This is a genomic window from Pseudomonas sp. AC016 (assembly GCF_979253365.1).
The window spans coordinates 1,034,840-1,055,477 of sequence record NZ_CEEDCC010000001.1; the positions used below are offsets into that span (position 1 = coordinate 1,034,840).

Consider the following 20,638-nt stretch of genomic DNA (forward strand, 5'->3'; position numbering starts at 1 on the left):
GGAATCGGAAGTGGCGAGCATAAAGACGAACACGGCTCGCGTCAGCCGTATTCGTCATGGGCAGCACTTGGAATGCTAGCGAATCACCTCGATGGACACGCCCTTTTTATCGGCACCGCCGGTCTCCAGTCGTGCAGCACGGACACCCTTGGCGATCAACGCATCGCGCCATGCAGCCGCGCTGGCCCCGGAAACGGTGGCACGCAAGGTGCTGTCGAGGTTGAGCCCGCGCGATATCAACGTCACCCAGGTCTCCTGAGGGTCGCCACTCAACCTTGGCAGATCGAGCCTGCCGGTGCTCTTGAGCTGACGCAGCAAGGTGGCCGAGGTCGGCAACAGATCGCCCAGCGGCGCGGCTGATTCGAACTGCTCGACATGCAGATAGGCACGGCGATTGCCACGGGTGATGCTGTAGAGCGAAACCAGCGTATCCGTATCGGGTTCAGCAAGGCGCAACAGCAGATACGCTTGCCGGTCATCGGCGCCGTACAACTTGGAGTTGCCGAACACCTCGTTGGCCCACAGGCTGCTTTCGCCACAGTCGCGGGCCTGGCACCAGAACAGCAACTCGGCACCCTGTTGTTGCAAGGCTTCGCGCGCTGCGGTGAAGGCATCGTCAGAAGAATGCTCGGCAGGCAGCTGATAGGTAACCGACGTCAGATTGCCTCGCGCACTGACCTGACCATCGAACCGCAACTGGCCGCTGATCTTGCGGATCGAGCCCATCGGGTAGACACGTTCGAGTTCGGCGCGGGGCCGATAGTCGACGATTTCCGAGTCAGCCAGACGCGGCAGAATCTGCAAATCCTGACTGCCCGGCAAATCGGCAGCACCCACCATGGCACTGAAGACCGACGCAAGGAGTGCAACGAATGGAACACTGGATACACGCATGAGTGCTCTCATTGGCAGGCAGACGAAAGGAAAACATGAGGGGCATTGCCGACAAGGCAATCTTGCAGAGTGGAGGATTGATCCATCGTGGTTGGCTCCTGTTTCAACCTGCTCAGCGTCGGCAGTTGCCGACCGCAAGTCAAGAAGCAGCGAAGAAGCGATTGAAACAGCGTGCAACAGCGCACGCGCCCTCCTCGTCATCCAGATGCAGGTGATGGCCGCCCGGCAAGGTTTCGATGCCGAAAGGCAGACGCTCGATCATGTCGTGTTTTTTCGCCAGCATGCCCTCGCGGGCAATGACCAATTGCGTCGGACATTTCACATTGTTGATAAACGCCATGGCCTGTTCGTGGGTCAGGCGCGTCGCAGAAGGCAGCGTCAGGCGGCTGTCGCTGCGCCAGGTGTATCCGCCCGGCACCGGCATCAGTCCGCGCTGCGCCAGCAACTCGGCAGCCTCGCGGCTGACTGCCACCACGCCCTTCATGCGCGCCAGAATGGCCCGGTCCTGGTCCTGATAAACCGGTTTTTTCTTGTCGGGCAACGCCAGTTGCGCCTGCAGCGCAGCGCCCATCCTTTCAGCAGAAGAGTCAGCCTCGCCTGTCAGCGGGATCAGGCCGTCGATCAACGCAAGATGGCTAACCCGCTCGGGCAGCGCGCCAGCCAGCATGACCGAAATGATTGCCCCCAACGAATGCCCGAGCAGCGCGAAGCGCGACCAGCCCAACTGCTCGGCGACCTGAAGGACGTCGAACACATAATCGGCCAACGCATAGCCGGCACCTGCCGGTCGGTGATCGGAGTGACCGTGACCGGCCAGATCCAGTGCCACGATACGCAGGCCGTCAAGCTTCGGGGCAAGTCTGAAAAAGCTGTTGGCGTTGTCGAGCCAGCCATGCAACGCGATGACCGGCGTGCCGTCTTCGGGGCCGAACAGATGCGCAGCAAGCTCGACATGCCCGAGGCTCAGGCGCACTTCCTCGACAGCACACTTCATGCGGGAGTTTTCTGTGGATGACGTTGTGCGCTGCGTTCATCCCAGCGCTCGAACAGTGATTTGAGCAACTGCGCCGTTTCATCCGGCCGTTCCAGTGGAAACATGTGCCCTCCCGGCATCGACAGGTATTCGCCTTCACGCATGCGTCTGGCCAGATAGCCATGGTGCGGCATGATCACACGGCTGTGCTTGCCACGCACCATTGCCAGCGGCACCTTGAGCTGCCGTGATGGAACGGGGCTGGTGTGGGGAATGCTGCGGTAGATACTGATTTCAGTGGCCGGATCGAAGCGCAGGCGCAACTGCTCGCCATCCCGTTGCAGGCCATGCTGCAGATAGGCATCCAGGCATTCCGGATCGAATCTGCGAAACAGCGTCTTGCTGGAAAAATAGGCCCGCGCAGATTCCAGATCGGCAAAGGCCTCCCGACGCCCCAGCGTTCGCCCCGCAGGCGTGATCCGGTCAATGAACCCAAGACGCTTGGCAGCGCGGATGAACAACAGGTCAGCCAGCCCCAGTACCGGCGAATCGAGCATCACCACCCCTCGGTAAAGCTCGGGACAACGCAGGGCGGCGTGCAGGTGCAACAGCCCGCCCAGCGAATGGCCCACGCCCCACACCGGCTCGGCCTGTTCTCGCAAATGATGGATCAGTTCGTCGACCAGATTCAGCCAGTTGTCGTCCACGGGAAAACGCGGATCATGGGCATGCTGTTCCAGATGCGCTACCGTATACTCAGGGGCCAGTGCAGCGAACAGCTTGCCGTAGGTGGCCGAGGGAAAGCCATTGGCGTGGGCGAAGAACACGGGCTGGGGCATGCCGATAGACTCAAGGGCCGGACGAGTATTGATTGTGCGCACCGGGCCAAAACTACGACAACGATTGGAACTGCCATCGAAGGTGTCACTCCGGCCATTTACAGGCCGAAGTGTCGGAAGCCCGAGGCCAGTCAACGAGCCGGCGGTTCCTGCCCGTGTGGCACCACCGCGACGGTCAGGCGCGAAATGCAGCTCAGCTTGCCTTCTTCAGTGGTGATTCGAATGTCCCAGACATGGGTCGTACGGCCCAGGTGCACCGGCTTTACCACGCCTGTGACGCGTCCGGAACGCACGCCACGCAGGTGGTTGGCGTTGACCTCAAGCCCAACGCAGAAAAACTTGCCCGGATCCACAACCAGGTAGCTGGCCATCGAACCCAGTGATTCGGCAAGCACCACTGACGCGCCGCCGTGCAGCAGGCCGAAGGGTTGATGGGTGCGCTGATCGACCACCATGCTGGCGGTCAGGGAGTCGTCCGTGAAGGCTTCGAAGCGGATATCAAGCACTTCGCCGATGGTGTTCTTCTGCGCCTTCATCAGGGCATCGATATCCGGGGTGACACGCCATACACTCATGTTCAGTCCTTTTTATGGTGGGGTGACGCTGGTTTTTCACACGGCGAGCGGCCGACTTGCGAGTGCGCTCACACGTGGCGAATGCTGTTGAGGTTCATGCCACCTGCGAGCACATGATCGCCTTCAAGCTCGGCAAGGCTGGCCGTGCTCATCGGTTCGGCGTGCTGATAACTGCCGTGGACCAGCAGCCCGATCAGGGCACCGACCAAAGGCTGATGGCTGACCAGCAGGACTTCGTCGACAGTCAGCGCCGCGAGTTGATCCAGAACCTCACGCGGATCGCTGTCCGGTGTCAGCCATGGCACGGTCACGACCGCATCATCGAAGCCCAGCGACCTGTGCACCAGCCCGGCTGTCTGCTGCGCGCGCACATAAGGGCTGGCAAGTATTTTCTGCAACGGCTTGTCGCTCAGATGAACGGCGCTCTTGAGCACTTCTTCTCGACCATGAGCGGTCAGCTCCCGCTCGGCATCGCTGCGCGCCCGGGACTGGGCTTCGCCGTGGCGCAACACCCAGACCTTCATAGCTTCGGCTCCTCGTCACGCACCGGGTGCGGCGCAGGCGCAACAAAATGCGCAGCTTCACCCTCCGGGGCACGTGGCGTCGGCCAGTCAGCGAACGGCCAGGGCTTCTGATCCGAATGGAAGGTGCCGAAACGGCCGATCTGAGCCAGAAACTGGCTGAGGCTGTCGCCAAAGTTCATGAGGCTGCCGCTGGGTGCGCCGTAGATCAGGCGATAGCCCAGTTGCACAATGACCACGCCTGCCAGTACCACTTCTGCAACCTGCCAGACGATGACAAATAGCAGCATCCAGAGGATGCGCAGCGCGATGGATTCGTTCTTCTGGGTATTCGACTCGTTCAAGATCCTTCTCCCGGCTGAAGTGGTTTCAATTGAAGCCCGTGATTGAAATGAAATCGACGTCCGTCTTGGGCTCGGCGCGCATCAGCGCTTCGATGACCTGGTTGAGCGTACGACCTTCGAAAAGGATGGCATGCAGGCCCGCGACCAGTGGCATATAAACCTGGACTTCCTGGGCTTTGACCTTGAGCACCTTGAGGGTGTTCACCCCTTCTGCGACCTCGCCCAGACGCGTGACCGCCTCGTCGAGAGTCAGCCCCTGACCCAGCGCGAAACCGACCTGATAATTGCGGCTTTTCGGCGAAGAACAGGTGACGATCAGGTCGCCGACGCCGGCGAGCCCCAGAAACGTCATCGGGTTGGCACCCTGAGCGACAGCAAAACGGGTCATCTCGGCCAGGGCGCGTGTGATCAGCATGCTTTTGGTGTTTTCACCCATGTCCAGCGCCACGGCCATACCGGCGATGATCGCGTACACGTTCTTCAGCGCCCCACCCAGTTCGACACCGAACCGATCGGCGCTGGCGTAAACCCGAAACGTACGACCATGCAGAACGGCCTGCACCTGCTGACACAGCGCCTCGTCTTCGCTGGCGACCACAGTGGCGGTCAACGCATGCTCGGCGATTTCCCGCGCCAGATTCGGTCCGGACAACACGCCGATACGCGCCTGCGGCACGATCTCTTCGAGAATCTGACTCATCAGCTTGAAGGTCTGCGCTTCGATACCCTTGGTCAGGCTCACCAGCATCTTGCCGCTCAGGCATTCGACATGAGGTGACAGCACACTGCGCAAGGCGCTGGAGGGCAACGCAACGAAGATCAGCTCGCTGCCTTCAAGCGTTGCGGCCAGATCGGTTACAGGCTCCACTTCCGGCCGGACCTTGATGCCCTTGAGGTAGCGCGGGTTTTCACGGTTGACGCGAATGGCCTCCGCCTGCTCGGGATCACGCATCCACTGGCGAACCTGATGGCCGTTTTCGGCCAGAAGATTTGCGATGGCGGTGCCAAAGCTGCCGCCACCAAGAACCGCTACAGGCTGCTGCGTGGTCATAAATCAATCCATCCTGGGCCATTGACTGGCGATGTCGGCATTATACGGAGCGTTGCGTCATCGGCCAGCGTCAAACGCGCCAGAGCCTGTCAGCAAACAATAAGGTATCTGGAAACTGCCACCATCTCGGTTAACATGCGCGGACACTGCATGCATTATCGTGAACATCGGCTTTCCTGAGCATCCGGAACGATGCCACTGATGCGTTGATACGAACCCGCGAGCGCACCAGCATGGACGCATCAGTCGAATTTCAGGAACAGGCCGCCGCCGAACGGGGCTGGCGATGACGTTTCGTCACTGGGACATCAACACCCGCACGCAAATGATCAGTCTCGGCCCGGCCCTGCTGCTGACCGTCCTGCTGATCGGGTTCTTCACGTTCGTGCGGATTCAGGATCTGCGTCAGGAACTCAACCACACCGGCCAACTCATCGCCAACCAGCTGGCGCCTGCCGCCGAGCCCGGATTGCTGGTCGGCGACACCGAAAGCCTCAAGGGCCTGATGCGCGCCACGCTGTCCATGCCCAGCGTTCGCTATGTCGAGATTCAGGACAGCTCCAACACCGTTCTGGTCTACATCGATCAACCAAGGGAAAACGAACACCAGACGCGCCAGATGGAAATTTTCCAGGCACCGGTACGCGCCCAGCATCTGGTCGTACACAAGGCACCTGCAGCGGGAGAGCCGTTATCGGCGGCAGGCTCCAAGCGCTATCTGGGCCGGGTACTGGTCGGCATGTCCAGCGAAGCCTTCAACCGACGCCAGCAGGAAATCCTGCTCAAGGCCGGCATCCTGGCGCTGTGCGCGTTATTGTTCACGTTCCTCCTGGCCAGACGCCTTGCCCTCAGCCTGTCGCGCCCGATCAGCCGCATGGGTGAAGCCCTCAAGGCCATTCAGCAGGGAGACTACAGAACGCCGCTGCCGGTCAGTGACGATGCCGAACTCGGGGCGCTGGCGCGGCACATCAATAACCTGGCAGCGAATCTGGACAAGGCCAGCCTGGAGCAGCAACGCTCCATGGCGCAGCTCATCCAGACCCGCGAGGAAGCGGAACAGGCCAACCGTGCCAAATCCGACTTTCTGGCGATGATGAGCCACGAGTTGCGCACGCCCATGAACGGCGTGCTGGGCATGCTGCAATTGCTGGAAACGACACGCATGACCGACGAGCAGAGCGAATACGCCACGCTCGCCACCGAGTCCACCGAGCATCTGTTACGCGTCATCAACGACATTCTCGATTTCTCGCGCATCGAACGCGACGCGCTGCAGATGGAGGGAATCGCGTTCAATCTGGCCGAACTGGTCAACGCATCCACCCATGCCTTCAACCACAATGCACAGCAGCGCAACCTGCAGTTGAATCTGCAGGTCCAGCCAGGTCTGGAATCGCTGACGGTCATCGGCGATCCGACACGTATCCGGCAGATTCTGGTCAACCTGATCGGTAACGCGCTGAAGTTCACCGAGCAAGGCAGCGTCTGCATCAAGGCGGGCTGGAGTCTGATCGAAGACGACCGGCTGCAATTCACCTGCACGGTTCAGGACAGCGGCATCGGCATTCATGCCGACATGCTGGAATCGATGTTCGACGCCTTCCAGCAGGCTGACAGCTCCATCTCCAGACGCTACGGCGGCACCGGCCTTGGCCTGCCGATCGCGCGCACCCTGGCCGAGCGCATGGGTGGCACGTTGCGCGCGCAAAGCGAAGAAGGCGCGGGGTCGCTGTTCACCCTGCAGATACCACTGTCGATATCGCGGCAACTGCCCGTCGACATTCGCCAACCGCTGTCGGCACTGGACGCTTCGGGCAAGGAGCGCAGTGTTCTGCTGGTCGAGGACAATCAGGTGAACCGCACCGTGGTTCAGGCCATGCTGCACAACCTGGGGTGCCGGGTGGACGTCGCCGTCGATGGTGCCGAGGCTGTGAACATGGCCGCTGCGGGAGAATATGGTCTTATTCTGATGGATTGCCGACTGCCGGTCATGGACGGCTATGAAGCCACGCGCCGTATCAGGCAACTGGAAGGCCTCGAACAGCTGCCCATTATTGCGTTGACGGCCAACGCACTGCAGGGTGATCGTGACGCCTGTTTACAGGCGGGGATGGACGACTATCTCGCAAAGCCCTTCAAACACGCTGATTTACAGCAGGTTTTGCGGCGCTGGCTATTCTTTCGGACACCTGCGACTGGCGATAAATGTTAAATTGCGGCAGTCTTGACAGCCTGATCGACCCTGAACGGTGGTCGAGCGACAAAATTCAGTGCACAGGTGTACTTTGATTTCTCCTGTCCTGTGACTTTCATTACAACGCAACAGTCTATGAGTAGGCTGCCGGACATAGTCCTGGCAAATTAGTCCGCCAGGACTGGCGTTTGGGCCAGTGGCGCCCCAACCTGCCGCACAAGATCATTGAGGAGCTCGCATGACCAAACAACACGCCTTTACCCGGGAAGACCTGCTGCGCTGCAGTCGTGGCGAGCTGTTCGGCCCAGGTAATGCGCAACTGCCCGCCCCCAATATGCTGATGGTTGACCGCATTACGCACATCAGCGAAGAAGGCGGCAAGTTCGGCAAGGGTGAGTTGGTCGCCGAACTCGATATCAATCCTGACCTGTGGTTCTTTGCCTGTCACTTCGAAGGTGACCCGGTGATGCCGGGCTGCCTGGGCCTTGACGCCATGTGGCAGCTGGTCGGTTTCTATCTCGGCTGGCAAGGCAACCCCGGCCGCGGCCGCGCCCTGGGTTCAGGTGAAGTGAAGTTTTTCGGTCAGGTTCTCCCGACTGCCAAAAAAGTCACCTATAACATCCATATCAAACGCACCATGCGCGGCAAACTGGTCCTGGCTATCGCCGACGGTACCGTGAGCGTTGATGGTCGCGAAATCTACAGCGCCGAAGGTCTGCGTGTCGGCCTGTTCACTTCCACTGAAAATTTCTAAGGGTAATCGCATGCGCCGCGTCGTTATCACTGGTCTGGGTATTGTTTCCTGCTTGGGCAATGACAAAGACACCGTCACCGCTAACCTGCGTGCCAACCGCCCTGGCATCAAATTCCAGCCGGAATATGCCGAAATGGGTCTGCGCAGCCAGGTTGCCGGCTCCATCGACCTCAACCTTGAAGAACTGATCGATCGCAAGATCTACCGCTTCGTGGGCCATGCGGCAGCCTATGCCTACCTGGCCATGAAAGACGCCATCGCTGACGCCGGCCTGACCGACGAGCAGGTGTCCAACGTGCGCACCGGCCTGATCGCTGGCAGCGGCGGCGCATCGACACTGAACCAGATGGAAGCGCTGGACATCCTGCGTGAGAAAGGCGTCAAGCGCGTTGGCCCTTACCGCGTCACGCGGACCATGGGCAGCACCGTTTCCGCCTGTCTGGCCACGCCGTTCAAGATCAAGGGCGTGAACTACTCCATCTCTTCCGCCTGCGCCACCAGCGCCCACTGCATCGGCAACGCTGTCGAGCAGATCCAGCTGGGCAAGCAGGACATCGTCTTTGCAGGCGGTGGTGAAGAGGAACACTGGAGCCAGTCGTTCCTGTTCGACGCCATGGGCGCACTGTCGACCCAGTACAACGAGACGCCGGAAAAGGCTTCCCGCGCCTACGACGCCAAGCGTGACGGTTTCGTCATCGCAGGCGGTGGCGGCATGGTCGTGGTCGAGGAGCTGGAACACGCTCTGGCACGTGGCGCGAAGATCTACGCGGAAATCGTCGGCTACGGCGCGACATCCGATGGCTACGACATGGTCGCACCGAGCGGCGAAGGTGCCATCCGCTGCATGCAGATGGCCCTGTCGACCGTTGAAGGCCCGATCGACTACCTGAACACCCATGGCACATCGACCCCGGTCGGTGATGAGATGGAGATGAACGGCGTACGTGCAGTCTTCGGCGACAATGCTCCGGCGATCAGCTCCACCAAGAGCCTGTCGGGCCACTCGCTGGGTGCCGCTGGCGTTCACGAGGCGATCTACTGCCTGCTGATGATGGAGAACAACTTCATCGCCGGCTCCGCGAACATCGACGAGCTGGACCCGAAAGTCGCTGACATGCCGATCCTGCTGGAAACCCGGGAAGACGCAAAGCTCGATCGCATCATGAGCAACAGCTTCGGCTTCGGTGGCACCAACGCAACACTGGTTCTGCAGCGCTATCAGGCGTAAGCAGGAACCCGTGCAAGACTGAAAAGGCGCCTTTCGAGGCGCCTTTTCTGTTTTTAGAATGCAGCACGCTGGACGCTGGACGATACGGTTCGTGGGAGGCGGCTTGCCGGCGATGACATTCGCCCCTCACCCAGCCCGCGTTATGATTCCTGCCATTCCCTGCCTCATCATAGAGACCCGAATCATGCTCACCCTCACACCACGCGCTGAAACGGTGGAAGGCCAGCCGATCCTGCGCCCCCTGCCCTCCGCAAGCTGCCGCAGCGTGGGGCCATTCGTGTTCTTCGACCATATGCTCGCGACGGATTACCCGCCCGGCACCGGCATGGATATCCGTCAGCATCCGCACATCGGCCTGTCGACGCTGACGTACCTGCTGGAAGGCGAACTGCAGCACAAGGACAGCCTGGGCAGCGATCAGTGCGTCAAGGCGGGAGATGTGAGCTGGATGACGTCAGGCGCAGCCATCGCCCACATCGAGCGCACGCCGGAGCCTTTGCGAATGAGCGGATCCCGCCTGCATGGCCTGCAGGTCTGGCTGGCATCGCCCCGCGACCACGAACAGGGTGAAGGTCATTACAGCCATCACCCGGCACATAGCCTGCCGCAAAGCGACAGCATGGGAATTTTCGTACGCATGCTGGCGGGTAACGGCTTTGGCCTGCAATCACCCGTACCGGTGCTCTCGGACACGCTGTACGCTGAAATACGCCTGCAGACCGCCACGACCCTGGCGATTGAACCGGAACATCAGGAGCGCGCGCTGTATGTGCTCGAAGGGGAAGCTGCACTGGACGGCACACCGGTCCTGCCCCGCACGCTGGTCGTGCTGGAACCGGGAGCCACCGTCAACCTGTGCGCAGAAAGCGAATGCCATGCGGTGCTGATAGGCGGCGCAGCCCTGGACGGACCGCGACGCATGAACTGGAATTTCGTCGCCAGCGACCCCGAACTGATCGAAAACGCAAGGCGTCGATGGGCGGAAGGCAACTGGCCGACCGTTCAGGGAGAAAAGGGCCGGATCGAGTTGCCTTGAAGATCCGGCCGTTAAACTGACTTACTTTTGGTTGAACACTTCGCTCAACAGATCGTGCATCGACTTGAAGGCCCGCGCTGCGACCTTGGCGTCGTACATCATCTTGCCCGGAACATTGGCGTGCGGATCGGTAAACGAGTGGAACGCGCCGCCATAGTTATGCAGTTGCCAGTCGACATTTGCCGCGTTCATTTCATCTTCGAACGCCAACTGCTGCTCTTTCGGCACCATCGGGTCCGATGCGCCGTTCAGGACCAGAACAGAACCCTTGATGTTGCTGGCATCGCCAGGGTTTGGCGTGTCCAGTGTGCCGTGGAAGGATATCGCCGCCTTCACATCAGCACCGCTGCGCGCCAACTCCAGCGAGCAGCAGCCACCGAAGCAGAAGCCGAACGTCGCAATGCGCTTGGCGTCCAGTGACACACCTGCCTGACTCAGCAGCAGATCGAGCCCGGCCTGCATGCGCTTGCGCAGCAATGCACGGTCGTCCTTCAGGGGCATCATTGCCGCGCCTGCTTCATCGCCATTGGCCGGGCGAATTTTCTGACCATAAAGGTCAGCCAGCAGCACCACATAACCCTGCTCAGCAACGGCCTTGGCGATGTCCTCGGCACCTTCGCTGACGCCCATCCAGTTGGGAGCCATCAACAGGCCAGGACGGGACGAGGTCGCGCTGGCGTCGTACACGAGACGACTTTCGTAGGGCTGACCATCAATCTGGTGTACTACGGAACGGACAGTAATCTTGCTGCTCATCGCTGACTCCTGATCATTTGAGGTTGTAAAAATACAGTGCACAAGCACAAACAAAAAACCCGCCGAAGCGGGTTTTCTGTCATTCGGTCATCAAACCGACAGTTCTACCAACAGCTTGTTCAGACGGCGCACGTAAGCGGCCGGATCCTTGAGGCTGTCACCGGCAGCCAGCGCAGCCTGATCGAACAGGATGTGCGACAGGTCGCCAAAGCGTTCTTCGCTCTGTTCGGCGTCCAGCTTGCCGATCAGAGGGTGAGCCGGGTTGAATTCGAAGATCGGCTTGGATTCCGGAACCTTCTGACCGCTGGCTTCCAGAATCTGACGCATCTGCAGACCCATATCCTGCTCGCCGATGGCCAGAATCGCAGGTGAATCGGTCAGACGATGCGACACACGCACCTCACTGACAGACTCGCCCAGGGCCGTCTTGATACGCTCGATCAAGCCTTCCTTGTCCTTGGCGATCTCTTCCTGAGCCTTCTTGTCCTCTTCGGAGTCGAGCTTGCCCAGATCCAGATCACCACGCGCCACGTCCACGAAGCCCTTGCCGTCGAAGTCGCTCAGGTAGCTCATCAGCCACTCGTCGATACGGTCGGTCAACAGCAGCACTTCGATGCCTTTCTTGCGGAAGACTTCAAGGTGCGGGCTGTTCTTGACCTGAGCGTAGGATTCGCCGGTCAGGTAGTAGATCTTGTCCTGACCTTCCTTGGCGCGAGCCAGGTACTCGGCCAGAGAAACGCTCTGCTCGCCGCTCTCGTCGGAAGTGGAAGCGAAGCGCAGCAGGCCGGCGATCTTCTCCTTGTTGGCGAAGTCTTCTGCCGGGCCTTCCTTGAGGACCTGACCGAAATTCTTCCAGAAACCCTTGTATTGCTCGGGCTCGTTCTTCGCCAGTTTTTCCAGCATGTCGAGAACACGCTTGGTCAGAGCCGACTTCATCGAGTCGATGATCGGGTCTTTCTGCAGGATCTCGCGGGACACGTTCAACGACAGGTCATTGGAATCGACCACGCCCTTGATGAAGCGCATGTACAGCGGCAGGAACGACTCGGCCTGATCCATGACAAAGACACGCTGCACGTACAGCTTCAGGCCACGCGGCGCTTCGCGTTGATACAGGTCGAACGGTGCGCGGGCCGGTACATAAAGCAGCGAGGTGTACTCCAGCTTGCCTTCGACCTTGTTGTGGCTCCAGCTCAGCGGGTTCTCGTAGTCATGGGCGACGTGCTTGTAGAACTCCTGATACTCCTCGTCCTTCACTTCGGAACGGGAACGGGTCCACAGCGCACTGGCGCGGTTGACGGTTTCCCACTCGAGCGCCGGTGCCTCTTCGCCTTCTGCCGCTGGAGCCTGCTCTTTCGGCAGCTCGATAGGCAGAGCGATATGGTCGGAGTACTTCTTGATGATGTTGCGCAGACGATAGCCGTCGGCAAACTCATCTTCGCCGTCCTTCAGGTGCAGGACGATGCGGGTGCCGCGCTCGGCCTTGTCCAGGGTCGCGACTTCGAACTCGCCTTCACCCTTGGAGGACCAGTGCACACCTTCGCTGGCCGGCAGGCCCGCACGACGGCTGAACACTTCAACCTGACTGGCGACGATGAACGCCGAATAGAAACCGACGCCGAACTGACCGATCAGGTGCGAATCCTTCTTCTGGTCGCCCGACAGGTTTTTCATGAAATCAGCGGTACCGGATTTGGCGATGGTCCCCAGATGGGTGATCACATCGTCACGGCTCATACCAATGCCGTTGTCTTCGAGCGTAACGGTCTTCGCGTCCTTGTCGAAGCTCACGCGAATCTTCAGCTCTGCGCCGCCTTCCAGCAGCTCAGGCCTGGACAGCGCCTCGAAACGCAATTTGTCGACCGCGTCAGACGCGTTCGAGATCAATTCGCGAAGGAAGATTTCCTTGTTGGAATACAGCGAATGGATCATGAGGTGAAGCAGCTGCTTTACCTCGGTCTGGAAGCCCAGGGTTTCCTTTTGAGTTTCCACACTCATGGTCATCAAACTCCGATCTGGATGGCATAAGCCGCCACAGCGAGGCATGAGCCTGTGTAGCAGCGCGTAGTCATCAAAGTGGGGGCTGGGCGAGGGATTTCAAGAGCACAGGAATCAATCGGTGCATTCCGACTGTCGACCGGGCTGTGAACTTCTTTGTCGTTCCGGATCGGCACCGCGTATGCGTAATAGCATCGGCCACTGCTTGCGAGCTGTTTCAGCCGGAAGAAACATGAATAAAACAGCGAGGTTAAATAATATACCGAACTGTCTGGAACTTAATTTACACGGCCATGCTCTTAGGCACGTGGATACTCAATAAGGAGAAATACCCCATGCGTAAATCTTTAGCCTATGCCTTGATGCTTTCTGCCACTCTGGGTCTTGCTGCCTGCGACAAAAAATCCGAGAACACTCAGCAAGATGCCAACAAAGCTGCTCAACAGTCCCAGGAGTCGATGGAGAAGGCTCAGGAAAAAGTGAACGACGCGGCCAAGGAAAGCCAGGAAGCTGCTCAGAAAAACGCTGAAGCCGCTCAACAGCGCGCGACCGAGAACGCCAACCAGGCTCCGGCCCCGGCGACTGAAGCAGCACCTGCAACCAAGTAAAGCCATCGGCTTGCAGAACTACACATAATAAAGCCCGCTTAGGCGGGCTTTATTATTGCGCGTTTAGTTATATGACCGACTTCATGCCAACGCTTCGCTGCGTTTGCCTTTAATTCTGTCGACAATGATTGCACCCGCCAATGTTATAACCGACGGAATCAACCAGGCCAGACCCTGTTCACTCAATGGCAAGTTAGCCAACGCTTTCGGCAGAAAGTCGGTAAAGCCCGCGCCTTTTATAGCATCGATCAGCCCAAAGATCAGCGACACCAGCATGACAGGTGCCACCACTCGACCCAGACGTTGCCAGAATCCCTTGCAGAAGCTCAACGCAACCAGAACGATGCAGGGCGGATAGATCGCGGTCAGTACCGGGATCGAGAACAGGATCAGCTTGGTCAGGCCCAGATTCGACACCAGCAGCGAGAAGACAGCCAGCATCACCACCAGCGTCCTGTAGGACAGCGGCAGGATCTTGGCAAAGTATTCGGCACAGGCGCAGGTCAGACCTACCGCTGTCACCAGACACGCCAGCGAAATCAGCACGGCCAGAAAGCCGCTGCCCAGCGAACCAAAGGTGTGTTGCACATAAGCGTGCAGCACCACCGCGCCATTGGTTGCACCCGCAGCCACCGAGTGACTGCCGGAACCCAGGCGAAACAGACTGATGTACACCAGCGCCAGCCCTACCCCGGCAATCAGTCCGGCGATGATCGCGTAACGCGTGATCAGCCGCGGCGATTCGACGCCACGGGAGCGAATGGCATTGACGATGACAATACCGAAGACCAGAGCTCCCAAGGTGTCCATGGTCAGATAACCATTGATGAAGCCCTGTGAGAACGGCGCTGCCGTATAAGCAGGCTCTGCAGTACCGATGTCGCCTGCTGGCAGAGCAAAGGCCGCGATACCCAGAATCGCCAGTGCAAGCATCTTCAGCGGCGCGAGAAAGCGCCCTACCGTGTCGAGCAGCCGACCCGGATACAACGACACCCAGAACACCACCAGGAAATATACGAGGCTATAGAGGGCCAGCGCCATCGGACCGTCACCGGTCAACGGCGCAAGCCCGACCTCGAAGGAAACCGTGGCCGTGCGCGGCGTGGCGAACAAAGGGCCGACGGCGAGGTAACACACCGCAGCGAGGATACCGCCCGCGACCTTGCCGATAGGGCTGCTCAACGCATCCATCGCACCACCGACTCTGGCCAGGGCAATTACCGTGACCACTGGCAAGCCCACTGCCGTGACCAGAAAGCCCAGCGCGGCGATCCATACATGGGGACCTGCCTGCAGACCCACGATAGGCGGGAAGATGATATTGCCCGCGCCGACGAACAGAGCGAACGTCATGAAACCAAGTGCCAGGATGTCCTGGCCTTTCAACACTTTCATTGCAAAGGACCACACAAAATCGAGATAAGGGAAATGACGTCACCCGTGAATGAGGTGAACGCAGCCCGTCAGCGTAAGACGTGCCAGTACCTTGCGACGTGCCCCTTGTGAGGGCGACGCAAAAACGGTCGACAGGGTAGCGAATCCGGGCAATAAATGCACTATTGAAGGGCGAGCTTCCGATATACGCACTTTATAAGCGCAGGAATTTATAGCCACTGACACTCAACTGCGGGAGGTGCCACCACGGGTCTGTTACAAAAAAATGTTGGTTCTTCAGTAGCTTGCCAGTGGCGTGGCCGCGATTGATTTCTCAATCTCCATAATGCACAAAGGCCACCCGAAGGTAGCCTTTGCTGATTGCTCGAAAAAGTAAGCGAGGCTTACTTCACCGGCCAACCGGTCAGCTCGGCCAGGGCCTTGCCGATGTCTGCCAGGGAACGAACGGTTTTGACGCCCGCGTCCTGCAGTGCAGCGAATTTCTCGTCTGCAGTACCTTTACCGCCGGAGATGATTGCGCCCGCATGGCCCATGCGCTTACCCGGAGGAGCAGTCACACCAGCGATGTAGGAAACAACCGGCTTGGTCACGTGTGCCTTGATGTAGGCAGCCGCTTCTTCTTCAGCCGAACCGCCGATCTCACCGATCATGACGATCGCTTCGGTCTTCGGGTCTTCCTGGAACAGTTTCAGGATATCGATGAAGTTGGAGCCCGGGATCGGATCACCACCAATACCGACGCAGGTGGACTGACCGAAACCGGCGTCAGTGGTCTGCTTCACAGCTTCATAGGTCAGGGTGCCGGAACGCGACACGATACCGACCTTGCCTGGCAAGTGAATGTGGCCTGGCATGATGCCGATCTTGCATTCGCCCGGAGTGATGACGCCTGGGCAGTTAGGGCCGATCAGGACCACGCCCAGTTCGTCACACTTGACCTTGGCTTCCAGCATGTCGATGGTGGGGATGCCTTCGGTGATGCAGACGATCAGCTTGATGCCGGCGAATGCAGCTTCCAGGATCGAATCCTTGCAGAAAGGAGCCGGAACGTAGATAACCGAAGCATCGGCGCCAGTGGTAGCAACCGCTTCTGCAACAGTGTTGAACACCGGCAGGTTCAGGTGAGTGGTGCCACCCTTGCCTGGTGTCACGCCGCCAACCATTTTGGTGCCGTAGGCAATGGCTTGTTCGGAGTGGAAGGTACCCTGCGAGCCAGTGAAGCCCTGGCAGATAACCTTGGTGTCTTTATTGATCAGGACGCTCATTATTTGCCCTCCGCAGCTTTGACGACTTGTTGAGCAGCGTCGGTCAGGCTGGTAGCCGCGATGATGTTCAAACCGCTTTCTGCCAGTACTTTAGCGCCCAGTTCAGCGTTGTTGCCTTCAAGACGAACAACAACCGGGATTTTCACGCCAACTTCTTTCACTGCACCGATGATGCCTTCGGCAATCATGTCGCAACGAACGATGCCGCCGAAGATGTTGACCAGTACTGCAGCGACGTTGGTGTCGGACAGGATGATCTTGAACGCTTCGGTAACGCGTTCCTTGGTAGCGCCACCGCCAACGTCAAGGAAGTTTGCAGGCTTGCCGCCATGCAGGTTGACGATGTCCATGGTACCCATGGCCAGGCCGGCACCGTTGACCATGCAGCCGATGTTGCCTTCCAGTGCCACGTAGTTCAGTTCGAACTTGGCAGCGTGGGCTTCGCGCGGGTCATCTTGCGATGGATCGTGGAAAGCCTTCAGCTTTGGCTGACGGTACATGGCGTTGGCGTCGATGTTGATCTTGGCGTCGAGGCAATGCAGGTCGCCGTCAGCCTTGATCACCAGCGGGTTCACTTCCAGCAGGGCCAGATCGTGGTCCTGGAACAGTTTGGCCAGACCGGTGAAGATCTTGGCGAACTGAGTGACCTGCTTGCCTTCCAGACCCAGCTGGAATGCCAGATCGCGACCCTGGAACGGCTGAGCGCCAACCAGTGGATCGATCGTGGCCTTGAGAATCTTTTCAGGAGTGTCGTGAGCGATCTTCTCGATGTCAACACCACCTTCGGTGGAAGCCATGAACACGATACGACGGCTGGAACGGTCTACAACAGCGCCCAAGTACAGCTCTTTGGCGATATCGGTGCACGACTCGACCAGGATCTTGGTCACTGGCTGACCATTGGCGTCAGTCTGGTAAGTCACCAGACGCTTGCCCAGCCACTGCTGTGCGAACGCTGCAGCGTCTTCCTTGCTGCGAACCAGCTTTACGCCGCCCGCTTTACCGCGACCACCTGCGTGAACCTGGGCTTTGACGACCCACTCGGTTCCGCCGATCTTGTCGCAGGCTTCTGCTGCTGCTTCGGGGGTGTCTACTGCGTAGCCTTTGGATACTGGCAGGCCGTATTCAGCGAACAGCTGCTTACCCTGATACTCGTGAAGATTCATGCTTATTACCGTCTTCGTTTAGGTACTGCGCATTCGGTGCTGCACGTCAGCGTGCCGCACCACCTGTGACCGCTACTCCGGGTGGACTCCGGAAAGGCCGTCGGGCCTTCCTGAAGCCGCCTGAGAGGTCGAGTCCGACGCAGATTCCGCGGTGATTCCTGCTGGCAGGATTCACGACGGGCACTGCGTCGTGGTTTCTTGTTGTCTCAGCGTTTCTTGCGGTTCTGGATGTGGATGGCGCCGCCATTCACTGCCAGGGCCGCTTCGTGCAGCGCTTCGGACAGAGTCGGGTGCGAGAAGACCATCATGCCGATGTCTTCAGCGCTGGTACCGAACTCCATTGCAATAGCACCCTGCTGTACCAGTTCGGCAGCGCTCGGGCCAATCACGTGAACACCCAGAACGCGGTCGGTCTTGGCATCGGCGATGATCTTGACGAAACCGCCAGTATCGTTGGCTGCCATGGCACGGCCGCTGGCTGCGAACGGGAAGGAACCGACGTTGACTTCAACGCCTTCGGCCTTCAGGGTCTGCTCGGTCTTGCCGACCCATGCAATTTCCGGGTGGGTGTAAATGACCGAAGGAACCAGATCGTAGTTCATCTGGGCCTTGTGACCCTTGATGCGCTCGACGACCATGATGCCCTCTTCCGACGCCTTGTGCGCCAGCATCAGACCACGAACCACGTCGCCGATCGCGTAGACGCCCGGAACGCTGGTGGTGCAATGGTCATCGACGAAGATGAAGCCGCGCTCGTCGATGTCGACGCCGCTGTCGGCTGCCAGCAGATCAGTCGTCACAGGACGACGGCCTACGGCCACGATCAGGCGGTCGAAAACGATCTTCTGTTCGCCGGAAGCGTCGGTGTAGGTGACTTCAACTTCTTCGCCGTTGACTTTCGAGCCGGTTACGCGAGCGCCCAGCTTGATGTCCAGACCCTGCTTGGTGAAGGTCTTCAGCGCTTCCTTGGAAACCGCTTCGTCAGCTGCTGGAATGAATTTCTCCAGTGCTTCCAGAACGGTCACCTGAGCGCCAAGACGCGCCCATACGGAACCCAGTTCCAGACCGATCACGCCTGCGCCGATTACGCCCAGGCGTTTTGGCACCTGTTGGAATTCCAGAGCACCTGTCGAGTCGACGATGACTTTCTGGTCGACCGGAGCCGGCGGAATGTCGATCGGACGCGAACCGGAAGCCAGGATCACGTGATCTGCTTCGATGATTTCGACTGTGCCGTCAGCACCGGTCAGCTCGACCTTCTTGCCGGCCAGCAGCTTGCCGTGGCCTTGCAGAGTGGTCACGCCGTTGGCCTTGAACAGGCTGGCAACACCGCCGGTCAGGCCTTTGACGATGGTGGACTTGCGACCGATCATGGCCGGTACGTCCATGCTCACTTCGGAGGTCGAAATACCGTGGACCGCAAAGCCGTTCTTGGCTTCGTAGAACTTCCAAGAGCTGTCCAGCAGCGCCTTGGACGGAATGCAACCCACGTTCAGGCAGGTACCGCCGAGGGCCAGTTTGCCCTCCTTGTCCTGGTATTTCTCGATGCAGGCAGTCTTGAGACCAAGTTGCGCAGCCTTGATGGCGGCAACATAACCACCAGGGCCTGCGCCAATCACTACCACGTCGAATTTCTGGGACATAAAAAGATTCCTTTTTAGCTGCGAGCTTCAAGCTGCAAGCTGCAAGCCGCTCTGCCTTGCGGCGTCGCTGGCTTGCGACCAATTCATAAGATGCAACACACCAGCCTCAGGCTGCACATCGACCCGATCGCTCAAGTCCGACACGTACAACAACCTGTGGCCGCTTCATCAGATATCCAGCAGAAGACGCGCTGGATCTTCCAGCAGGTTCTTGATGGTAACGAGGAAGGTTACAGCTTCTTTACCGTCGATCAAACGGTGATCGTACGACAGCGCCAGATACATCATTGGACGGATCACGACCTGACCGTTGACGGCCATGGGACGCTGCAGAATGTTGTGCATGCCCAGGATGGCTGCCTGCGGCGGGTTGACGATCGGCGTCGACATCATCGAACCGAAAGTACCACCGTTGGTGATGGTGAACGTGCCGCCGGTCATCTCGTCGATGGACAGCTTGCCGTCACGCGCCTTCTTGCCGAACGTGGCGATGCCTCCTTCGATTTCAGCCAGGCTCATGTGCTCGGCGTTACGCAGAACCGGTACAACCAGACCACGGTCGCTGGAAACCGCAACACCCACGTCAGCGTAGCCGTGGTAAACGATGTCGGAACCGTCGATCGACGCGTTGACAGCCGGGAAGCGCTTCAGTGCTTCGGTAGCCGCCTTGACGAAGAACGACATGAAGCCCAGACGTACGCCATTGTGCGACTTCTCGAACAGGTCCTTGTACTTCGAACGCAGCGCCATGACTTCAGTCATGTCCACTTCGTTGAACGTGGTCAGCATGGCCATGTTCGACTGGGCTTCAACCAGACGCTTGGCCACGGTTGCACGCACACGAGTCATCGGCACGCGCTTCTCGGTGCGGTCGCCAGCGGCAACGACAGGAGCGGCGGCAGCAGCAGGCTTGGCAGCAGGTGCGGCGGCTGGAGCGGATTTCTTCGCTTCAATCGCAGCAACCAGGTCTTCCTTGGTGATACGGCCGTCTTTACCGGTGCCCTTGACGCTGGCCAGGTTGATACCGTTTTCTGCAGCCAGCTGGCGTGCGGCAGGCGCAGCAATCGGGTCTTCATCGTCAGCGGCGGATGCAGCAGGCGCCGATGCAGCAGGAGCGGCAGCAGCAGCAGCTGGAGCAGCCGATGCAGTTGCACCGGCGTCCAGGGTTGCAATCAGCTCATTGGACAGGACAGTGTCGCCCTCGCCTTTAACGATCGATGCCAGCACGCCGTCGGCTTCGGCCAGAACTTCGAGGACAACCTTGTCAGTCTCGATGTCGACCAGCAGCTCGTCACGTTTTACCGCTTCGCCCGGTTGCTTGTGCCACTTGGAAATGGTGCCGTCGGCAACGGATTCCGGGAAAGAGGGGGCTTTGATCTCGATAGCCATTATCTGTAA

Annotated in this window: 19 protein-coding genes; 5 read left to right on the forward strand and 14 right to left on the reverse strand. The window is 59.2% G+C overall.

Going from position 1 to position 20,638, the window contains the following annotated elements; genetic code table 11:
- Positions 1 to 75: 75 nt before the first annotated feature.
- The 7 genes from AC0IXS_RS04520 to AC0IXS_RS04550 all read right to left on the reverse strand — a co-directional run bounded on the left by AC0IXS_RS04520 (position 76) and on the right by AC0IXS_RS04550 (position 5,197).
- A complete protein-coding gene (locus tag AC0IXS_RS04520) occupies positions 76 to 906 on the reverse strand; it encodes a DUF4892 domain-containing protein (RefSeq protein ID WP_081021837.1) in 831 nt (276 codons plus the stop codon).
- A gap of 127 nt (positions 907 to 1,033) precedes the next feature.
- Positions 1,034 to 1,888 carry an alpha/beta hydrolase gene (locus AC0IXS_RS04525; RefSeq protein ID WP_057410409.1) on the reverse strand — a complete coding sequence of 285 codons (855 nt, stop codon included), beginning with the start codon at positions 1,886 to 1,888 and terminating at the stop codon, positions 1,034 to 1,036.
- Positions 1,885 to 2,706, reverse strand: coding sequence for an alpha/beta fold hydrolase (locus AC0IXS_RS04530; protein WP_471823959.1), 822 nt, complete (start codon positions 2,704 to 2,706; stop codon positions 1,885 to 1,887). Before AC0IXS_RS04530 ends, AC0IXS_RS04525 begins: the two co-directional genes overlap by 4 nt.
- Before the next feature lie 131 nt (positions 2,707 to 2,837).
- Positions 2,838 to 3,281: a hotdog fold thioesterase gene (locus AC0IXS_RS04535; protein WP_029243910.1), complete on the reverse strand. Its 444-nt coding sequence runs from the start codon at positions 3,279 to 3,281 to the stop codon at positions 2,838 to 2,840.
- Positions 3,282 to 3,349: 68 nt separating this feature from the next.
- Positions 3,350 to 3,805: a phosphohistidine phosphatase SixA gene (gene sixA, locus AC0IXS_RS04540; protein WP_057410407.1), complete on the reverse strand. Its 456-nt coding sequence runs from the start codon at positions 3,803 to 3,805 to the stop codon at positions 3,350 to 3,352.
- Complete coding sequence (locus AC0IXS_RS04545; RefSeq protein WP_025996429.1) at positions 3,802 to 4,146, reverse strand: DUF4389 domain-containing protein; 345 nt, start codon at positions 4,144 to 4,146, stop codon at positions 3,802 to 3,804. Before AC0IXS_RS04545 ends, sixA begins: the two co-directional genes overlap by 4 nt.
- Before the next feature lie 25 nt (positions 4,147 to 4,171).
- Positions 4,172 to 5,197 (reverse strand): NAD(P)H-dependent glycerol-3-phosphate dehydrogenase, encoded by a 1,026-nt coding sequence (locus AC0IXS_RS04550; RefSeq protein WP_057410406.1) that lies wholly within the window; start codon positions 5,195 to 5,197, stop codon positions 4,172 to 4,174.
- A 286-nt stretch (positions 5,198 to 5,483) separates the two neighbouring features.
- Between AC0IXS_RS04550 and AC0IXS_RS04555 the strand changes: the two genes are divergently transcribed.
- The 4 genes from AC0IXS_RS04555 to AC0IXS_RS04570 all read left to right on the forward strand — a co-directional run bounded on the left by AC0IXS_RS04555 (position 5,484) and on the right by AC0IXS_RS04570 (position 10,409).
- Positions 5,484 to 7,409: a response regulator gene (locus AC0IXS_RS04555; protein WP_057410405.1), complete on the forward strand. Its 1,926-nt coding sequence runs from the start codon at positions 5,484 to 5,486 to the stop codon at positions 7,407 to 7,409.
- 220 nt (positions 7,410 to 7,629) lie between these two features.
- The gene (gene fabA, locus AC0IXS_RS04560) at positions 7,630 to 8,145 is read left to right on the forward strand and encodes a 3-hydroxyacyl-[acyl-carrier-protein] dehydratase FabA (protein ID WP_024686114.1); all 516 of its coding nucleotides are present in this window, start codon (positions 7,630 to 7,632) and stop codon (positions 8,143 to 8,145) included.
- 10 nt (positions 8,146 to 8,155) lie between these two features.
- Complete coding sequence (fabB, locus tag AC0IXS_RS04565; RefSeq protein WP_029243906.1) at positions 8,156 to 9,373, forward strand: beta-ketoacyl-ACP synthase I; 1,218 nt, start codon at positions 8,156 to 8,158, stop codon at positions 9,371 to 9,373.
- Positions 9,374 to 9,557: 184 nt separating this feature from the next.
- Positions 9,558 to 10,409 carry a pirin family protein gene (locus tag AC0IXS_RS04570; protein ID WP_471823963.1) on the forward strand — a complete coding sequence of 284 codons (852 nt, stop codon included), beginning with the start codon at positions 9,558 to 9,560 and terminating at the stop codon, positions 10,407 to 10,409.
- A gap of 21 nt (positions 10,410 to 10,430) precedes the next feature.
- Here AC0IXS_RS04570 and AC0IXS_RS04575 read toward each other — a convergent pair whose 3' ends face one another.
- Both AC0IXS_RS04575 and htpG read right to left on the reverse strand, forming a co-directional pair.
- Positions 10,431 to 11,165 carry a dienelactone hydrolase family protein gene (locus AC0IXS_RS04575; RefSeq protein WP_057410403.1) on the reverse strand — a complete coding sequence of 245 codons (735 nt, stop codon included), beginning with the start codon at positions 11,163 to 11,165 and terminating at the stop codon, positions 10,431 to 10,433.
- 90 nt (positions 11,166 to 11,255) lie between these two features.
- A complete protein-coding gene (gene htpG, locus AC0IXS_RS04580) occupies positions 11,256 to 13,163 on the reverse strand; it encodes a molecular chaperone HtpG (RefSeq protein ID WP_471823965.1) in 1,908 nt (635 codons plus the stop codon).
- Between the two features lie 335 nt (positions 13,164 to 13,498).
- Here htpG and AC0IXS_RS04585 point away from each other — a divergent pair, with 335 nt between their 5' ends.
- The gene (locus AC0IXS_RS04585) at positions 13,499 to 13,771 is read left to right on the forward strand and encodes a hypothetical protein (RefSeq protein ID WP_004882571.1); all 273 of its coding nucleotides are present in this window, start codon (positions 13,499 to 13,501) and stop codon (positions 13,769 to 13,771) included.
- An 81-nt stretch (positions 13,772 to 13,852) separates the two neighbouring features.
- Here AC0IXS_RS04585 and brnQ read toward each other — a convergent pair whose 3' ends face one another.
- The 5 genes from brnQ to odhB form a co-directional block, all read right to left on the reverse strand.
- Complete coding sequence (gene brnQ, locus AC0IXS_RS04590; RefSeq protein WP_471823967.1) at positions 13,853 to 15,166, reverse strand: branched-chain amino acid transport system II carrier protein; 1,314 nt, start codon at positions 15,164 to 15,166, stop codon at positions 13,853 to 13,855.
- Between the two features lie 383 nt (positions 15,167 to 15,549).
- Positions 15,550 to 16,431 carry a succinate--CoA ligase subunit alpha gene (sucD, locus tag AC0IXS_RS04595; RefSeq protein WP_004882573.1) on the reverse strand — a complete coding sequence of 294 codons (882 nt, stop codon included), beginning with the start codon at positions 16,429 to 16,431 and terminating at the stop codon, positions 15,550 to 15,552.
- The gene (gene sucC / locus AC0IXS_RS04600; RefSeq protein WP_004882574.1) at positions 16,431 to 17,597 is read right to left on the reverse strand and encodes an ADP-forming succinate--CoA ligase subunit beta; all 1,167 of its coding nucleotides are present in this window, start codon (positions 17,595 to 17,597) and stop codon (positions 16,431 to 16,433) included. Before sucC ends, sucD begins: the two co-directional genes overlap by 1 nt.
- A 206-nt stretch (positions 17,598 to 17,803) precedes the next feature.
- The gene (gene lpdA / locus AC0IXS_RS04605; protein WP_043306336.1) at positions 17,804 to 19,240 is read right to left on the reverse strand and encodes a dihydrolipoyl dehydrogenase; all 1,437 of its coding nucleotides are present in this window, start codon (positions 19,238 to 19,240) and stop codon (positions 17,804 to 17,806) included.
- A gap of 168 nt (positions 19,241 to 19,408) precedes the next feature.
- Positions 19,409 to 20,629 carry a 2-oxoglutarate dehydrogenase complex dihydrolipoyllysine-residue succinyltransferase gene (gene odhB / locus AC0IXS_RS04610; protein ID WP_057410401.1) on the reverse strand — a complete coding sequence of 407 codons (1,221 nt, stop codon included), beginning with the start codon at positions 20,627 to 20,629 and terminating at the stop codon, positions 19,409 to 19,411.
- Between the last annotated feature and the right edge of the window lie 9 nt (positions 20,630 to 20,638).

What these genes read in the sequence shown, in the direction of transcription:
- AC0IXS_RS04520 (WP_081021837.1), bottom strand. Translation starts at nt 906, where the DNA reads ATGAGAGCACTCATGCGTGTATCCAGTGTTCCATTCGTTGCACTCCTT.
- AC0IXS_RS04525 (WP_057410409.1), bottom strand. Translation starts at nt 1,888, where the DNA reads ATGAAGTGTGCTGTCGAGGAAGTGCGCCTGAGCCTCGGGCATGTCGAG.
- AC0IXS_RS04530 (WP_471823959.1), bottom strand. Translation starts at nt 2,706, where the DNA reads ATGCCCCAGCCCGTGTTCTTCGCCCACGCCAATGGCTTTCCCTCGGCC.
- AC0IXS_RS04535 (WP_029243910.1), bottom strand. Translation starts at nt 3,281, where the DNA reads ATGAGTGTATGGCGTGTCACCCCGGATATCGATGCCCTGATGAAGGCG.
- sixA (WP_057410407.1), bottom strand. Translation starts at nt 3,805, where the DNA reads ATGAAGGTCTGGGTGTTGCGCCACGGCGAAGCCCAGTCCCGGGCGCGC.
- AC0IXS_RS04550 (WP_057410406.1), bottom strand. Translation starts at nt 5,197, where the DNA reads ATGACCACGCAGCAGCCTGTAGCGGTTCTTGGTGGCGGCAGCTTTGGC.
- AC0IXS_RS04555 (WP_057410405.1), top strand. Translation starts at nt 5,484, where the DNA reads ATGACGTTTCGTCACTGGGACATCAACACCCGCACGCAAATGATCAGT.
- fabA (WP_024686114.1), top strand. Translation starts at nt 7,630, where the DNA reads ATGACCAAACAACACGCCTTTACCCGGGAAGACCTGCTGCGCTGCAGT.
- fabB (WP_029243906.1), top strand. Translation starts at nt 8,156, where the DNA reads ATGCGCCGCGTCGTTATCACTGGTCTGGGTATTGTTTCCTGCTTGGGC.
- AC0IXS_RS04570 (WP_471823963.1), top strand. Translation starts at nt 9,558, where the DNA reads ATGCTCACCCTCACACCACGCGCTGAAACGGTGGAAGGCCAGCCGATC.
- AC0IXS_RS04575 (WP_057410403.1), bottom strand. Translation starts at nt 11,165, where the DNA reads ATGAGCAGCAAGATTACTGTCCGTTCCGTAGTACACCAGATTGATGGT.
- htpG (WP_471823965.1), bottom strand. Translation starts at nt 13,163, where the DNA reads ATGAGTGTGGAAACTCAAAAGGAAACCCTGGGCTTCCAGACCGAGGTA.
- AC0IXS_RS04585 (WP_004882571.1), top strand. Translation starts at nt 13,499, where the DNA reads ATGCGTAAATCTTTAGCCTATGCCTTGATGCTTTCTGCCACTCTGGGT.
- brnQ (WP_471823967.1), bottom strand. Translation starts at nt 15,166, where the DNA reads ATGAAAGTGTTGAAAGGCCAGGACATCCTGGCACTTGGTTTCATGACG.
- sucD (WP_004882573.1), bottom strand. Translation starts at nt 16,431, where the DNA reads ATGAGCGTCCTGATCAATAAAGACACCAAGGTTATCTGCCAGGGCTTC.
- sucC (WP_004882574.1), bottom strand. Translation starts at nt 17,597, where the DNA reads ATGAATCTTCACGAGTATCAGGGTAAGCAGCTGTTCGCTGAATACGGC.
- lpdA (WP_043306336.1), bottom strand. Translation starts at nt 19,240, where the DNA reads ATGTCCCAGAAATTCGACGTGGTAGTGATTGGCGCAGGCCCTGGTGGT.
- odhB (WP_057410401.1), bottom strand. Translation starts at nt 20,629, where the DNA reads ATGGCTATCGAGATCAAAGCCCCCTCTTTCCCGGAATCCGTTGCCGAC.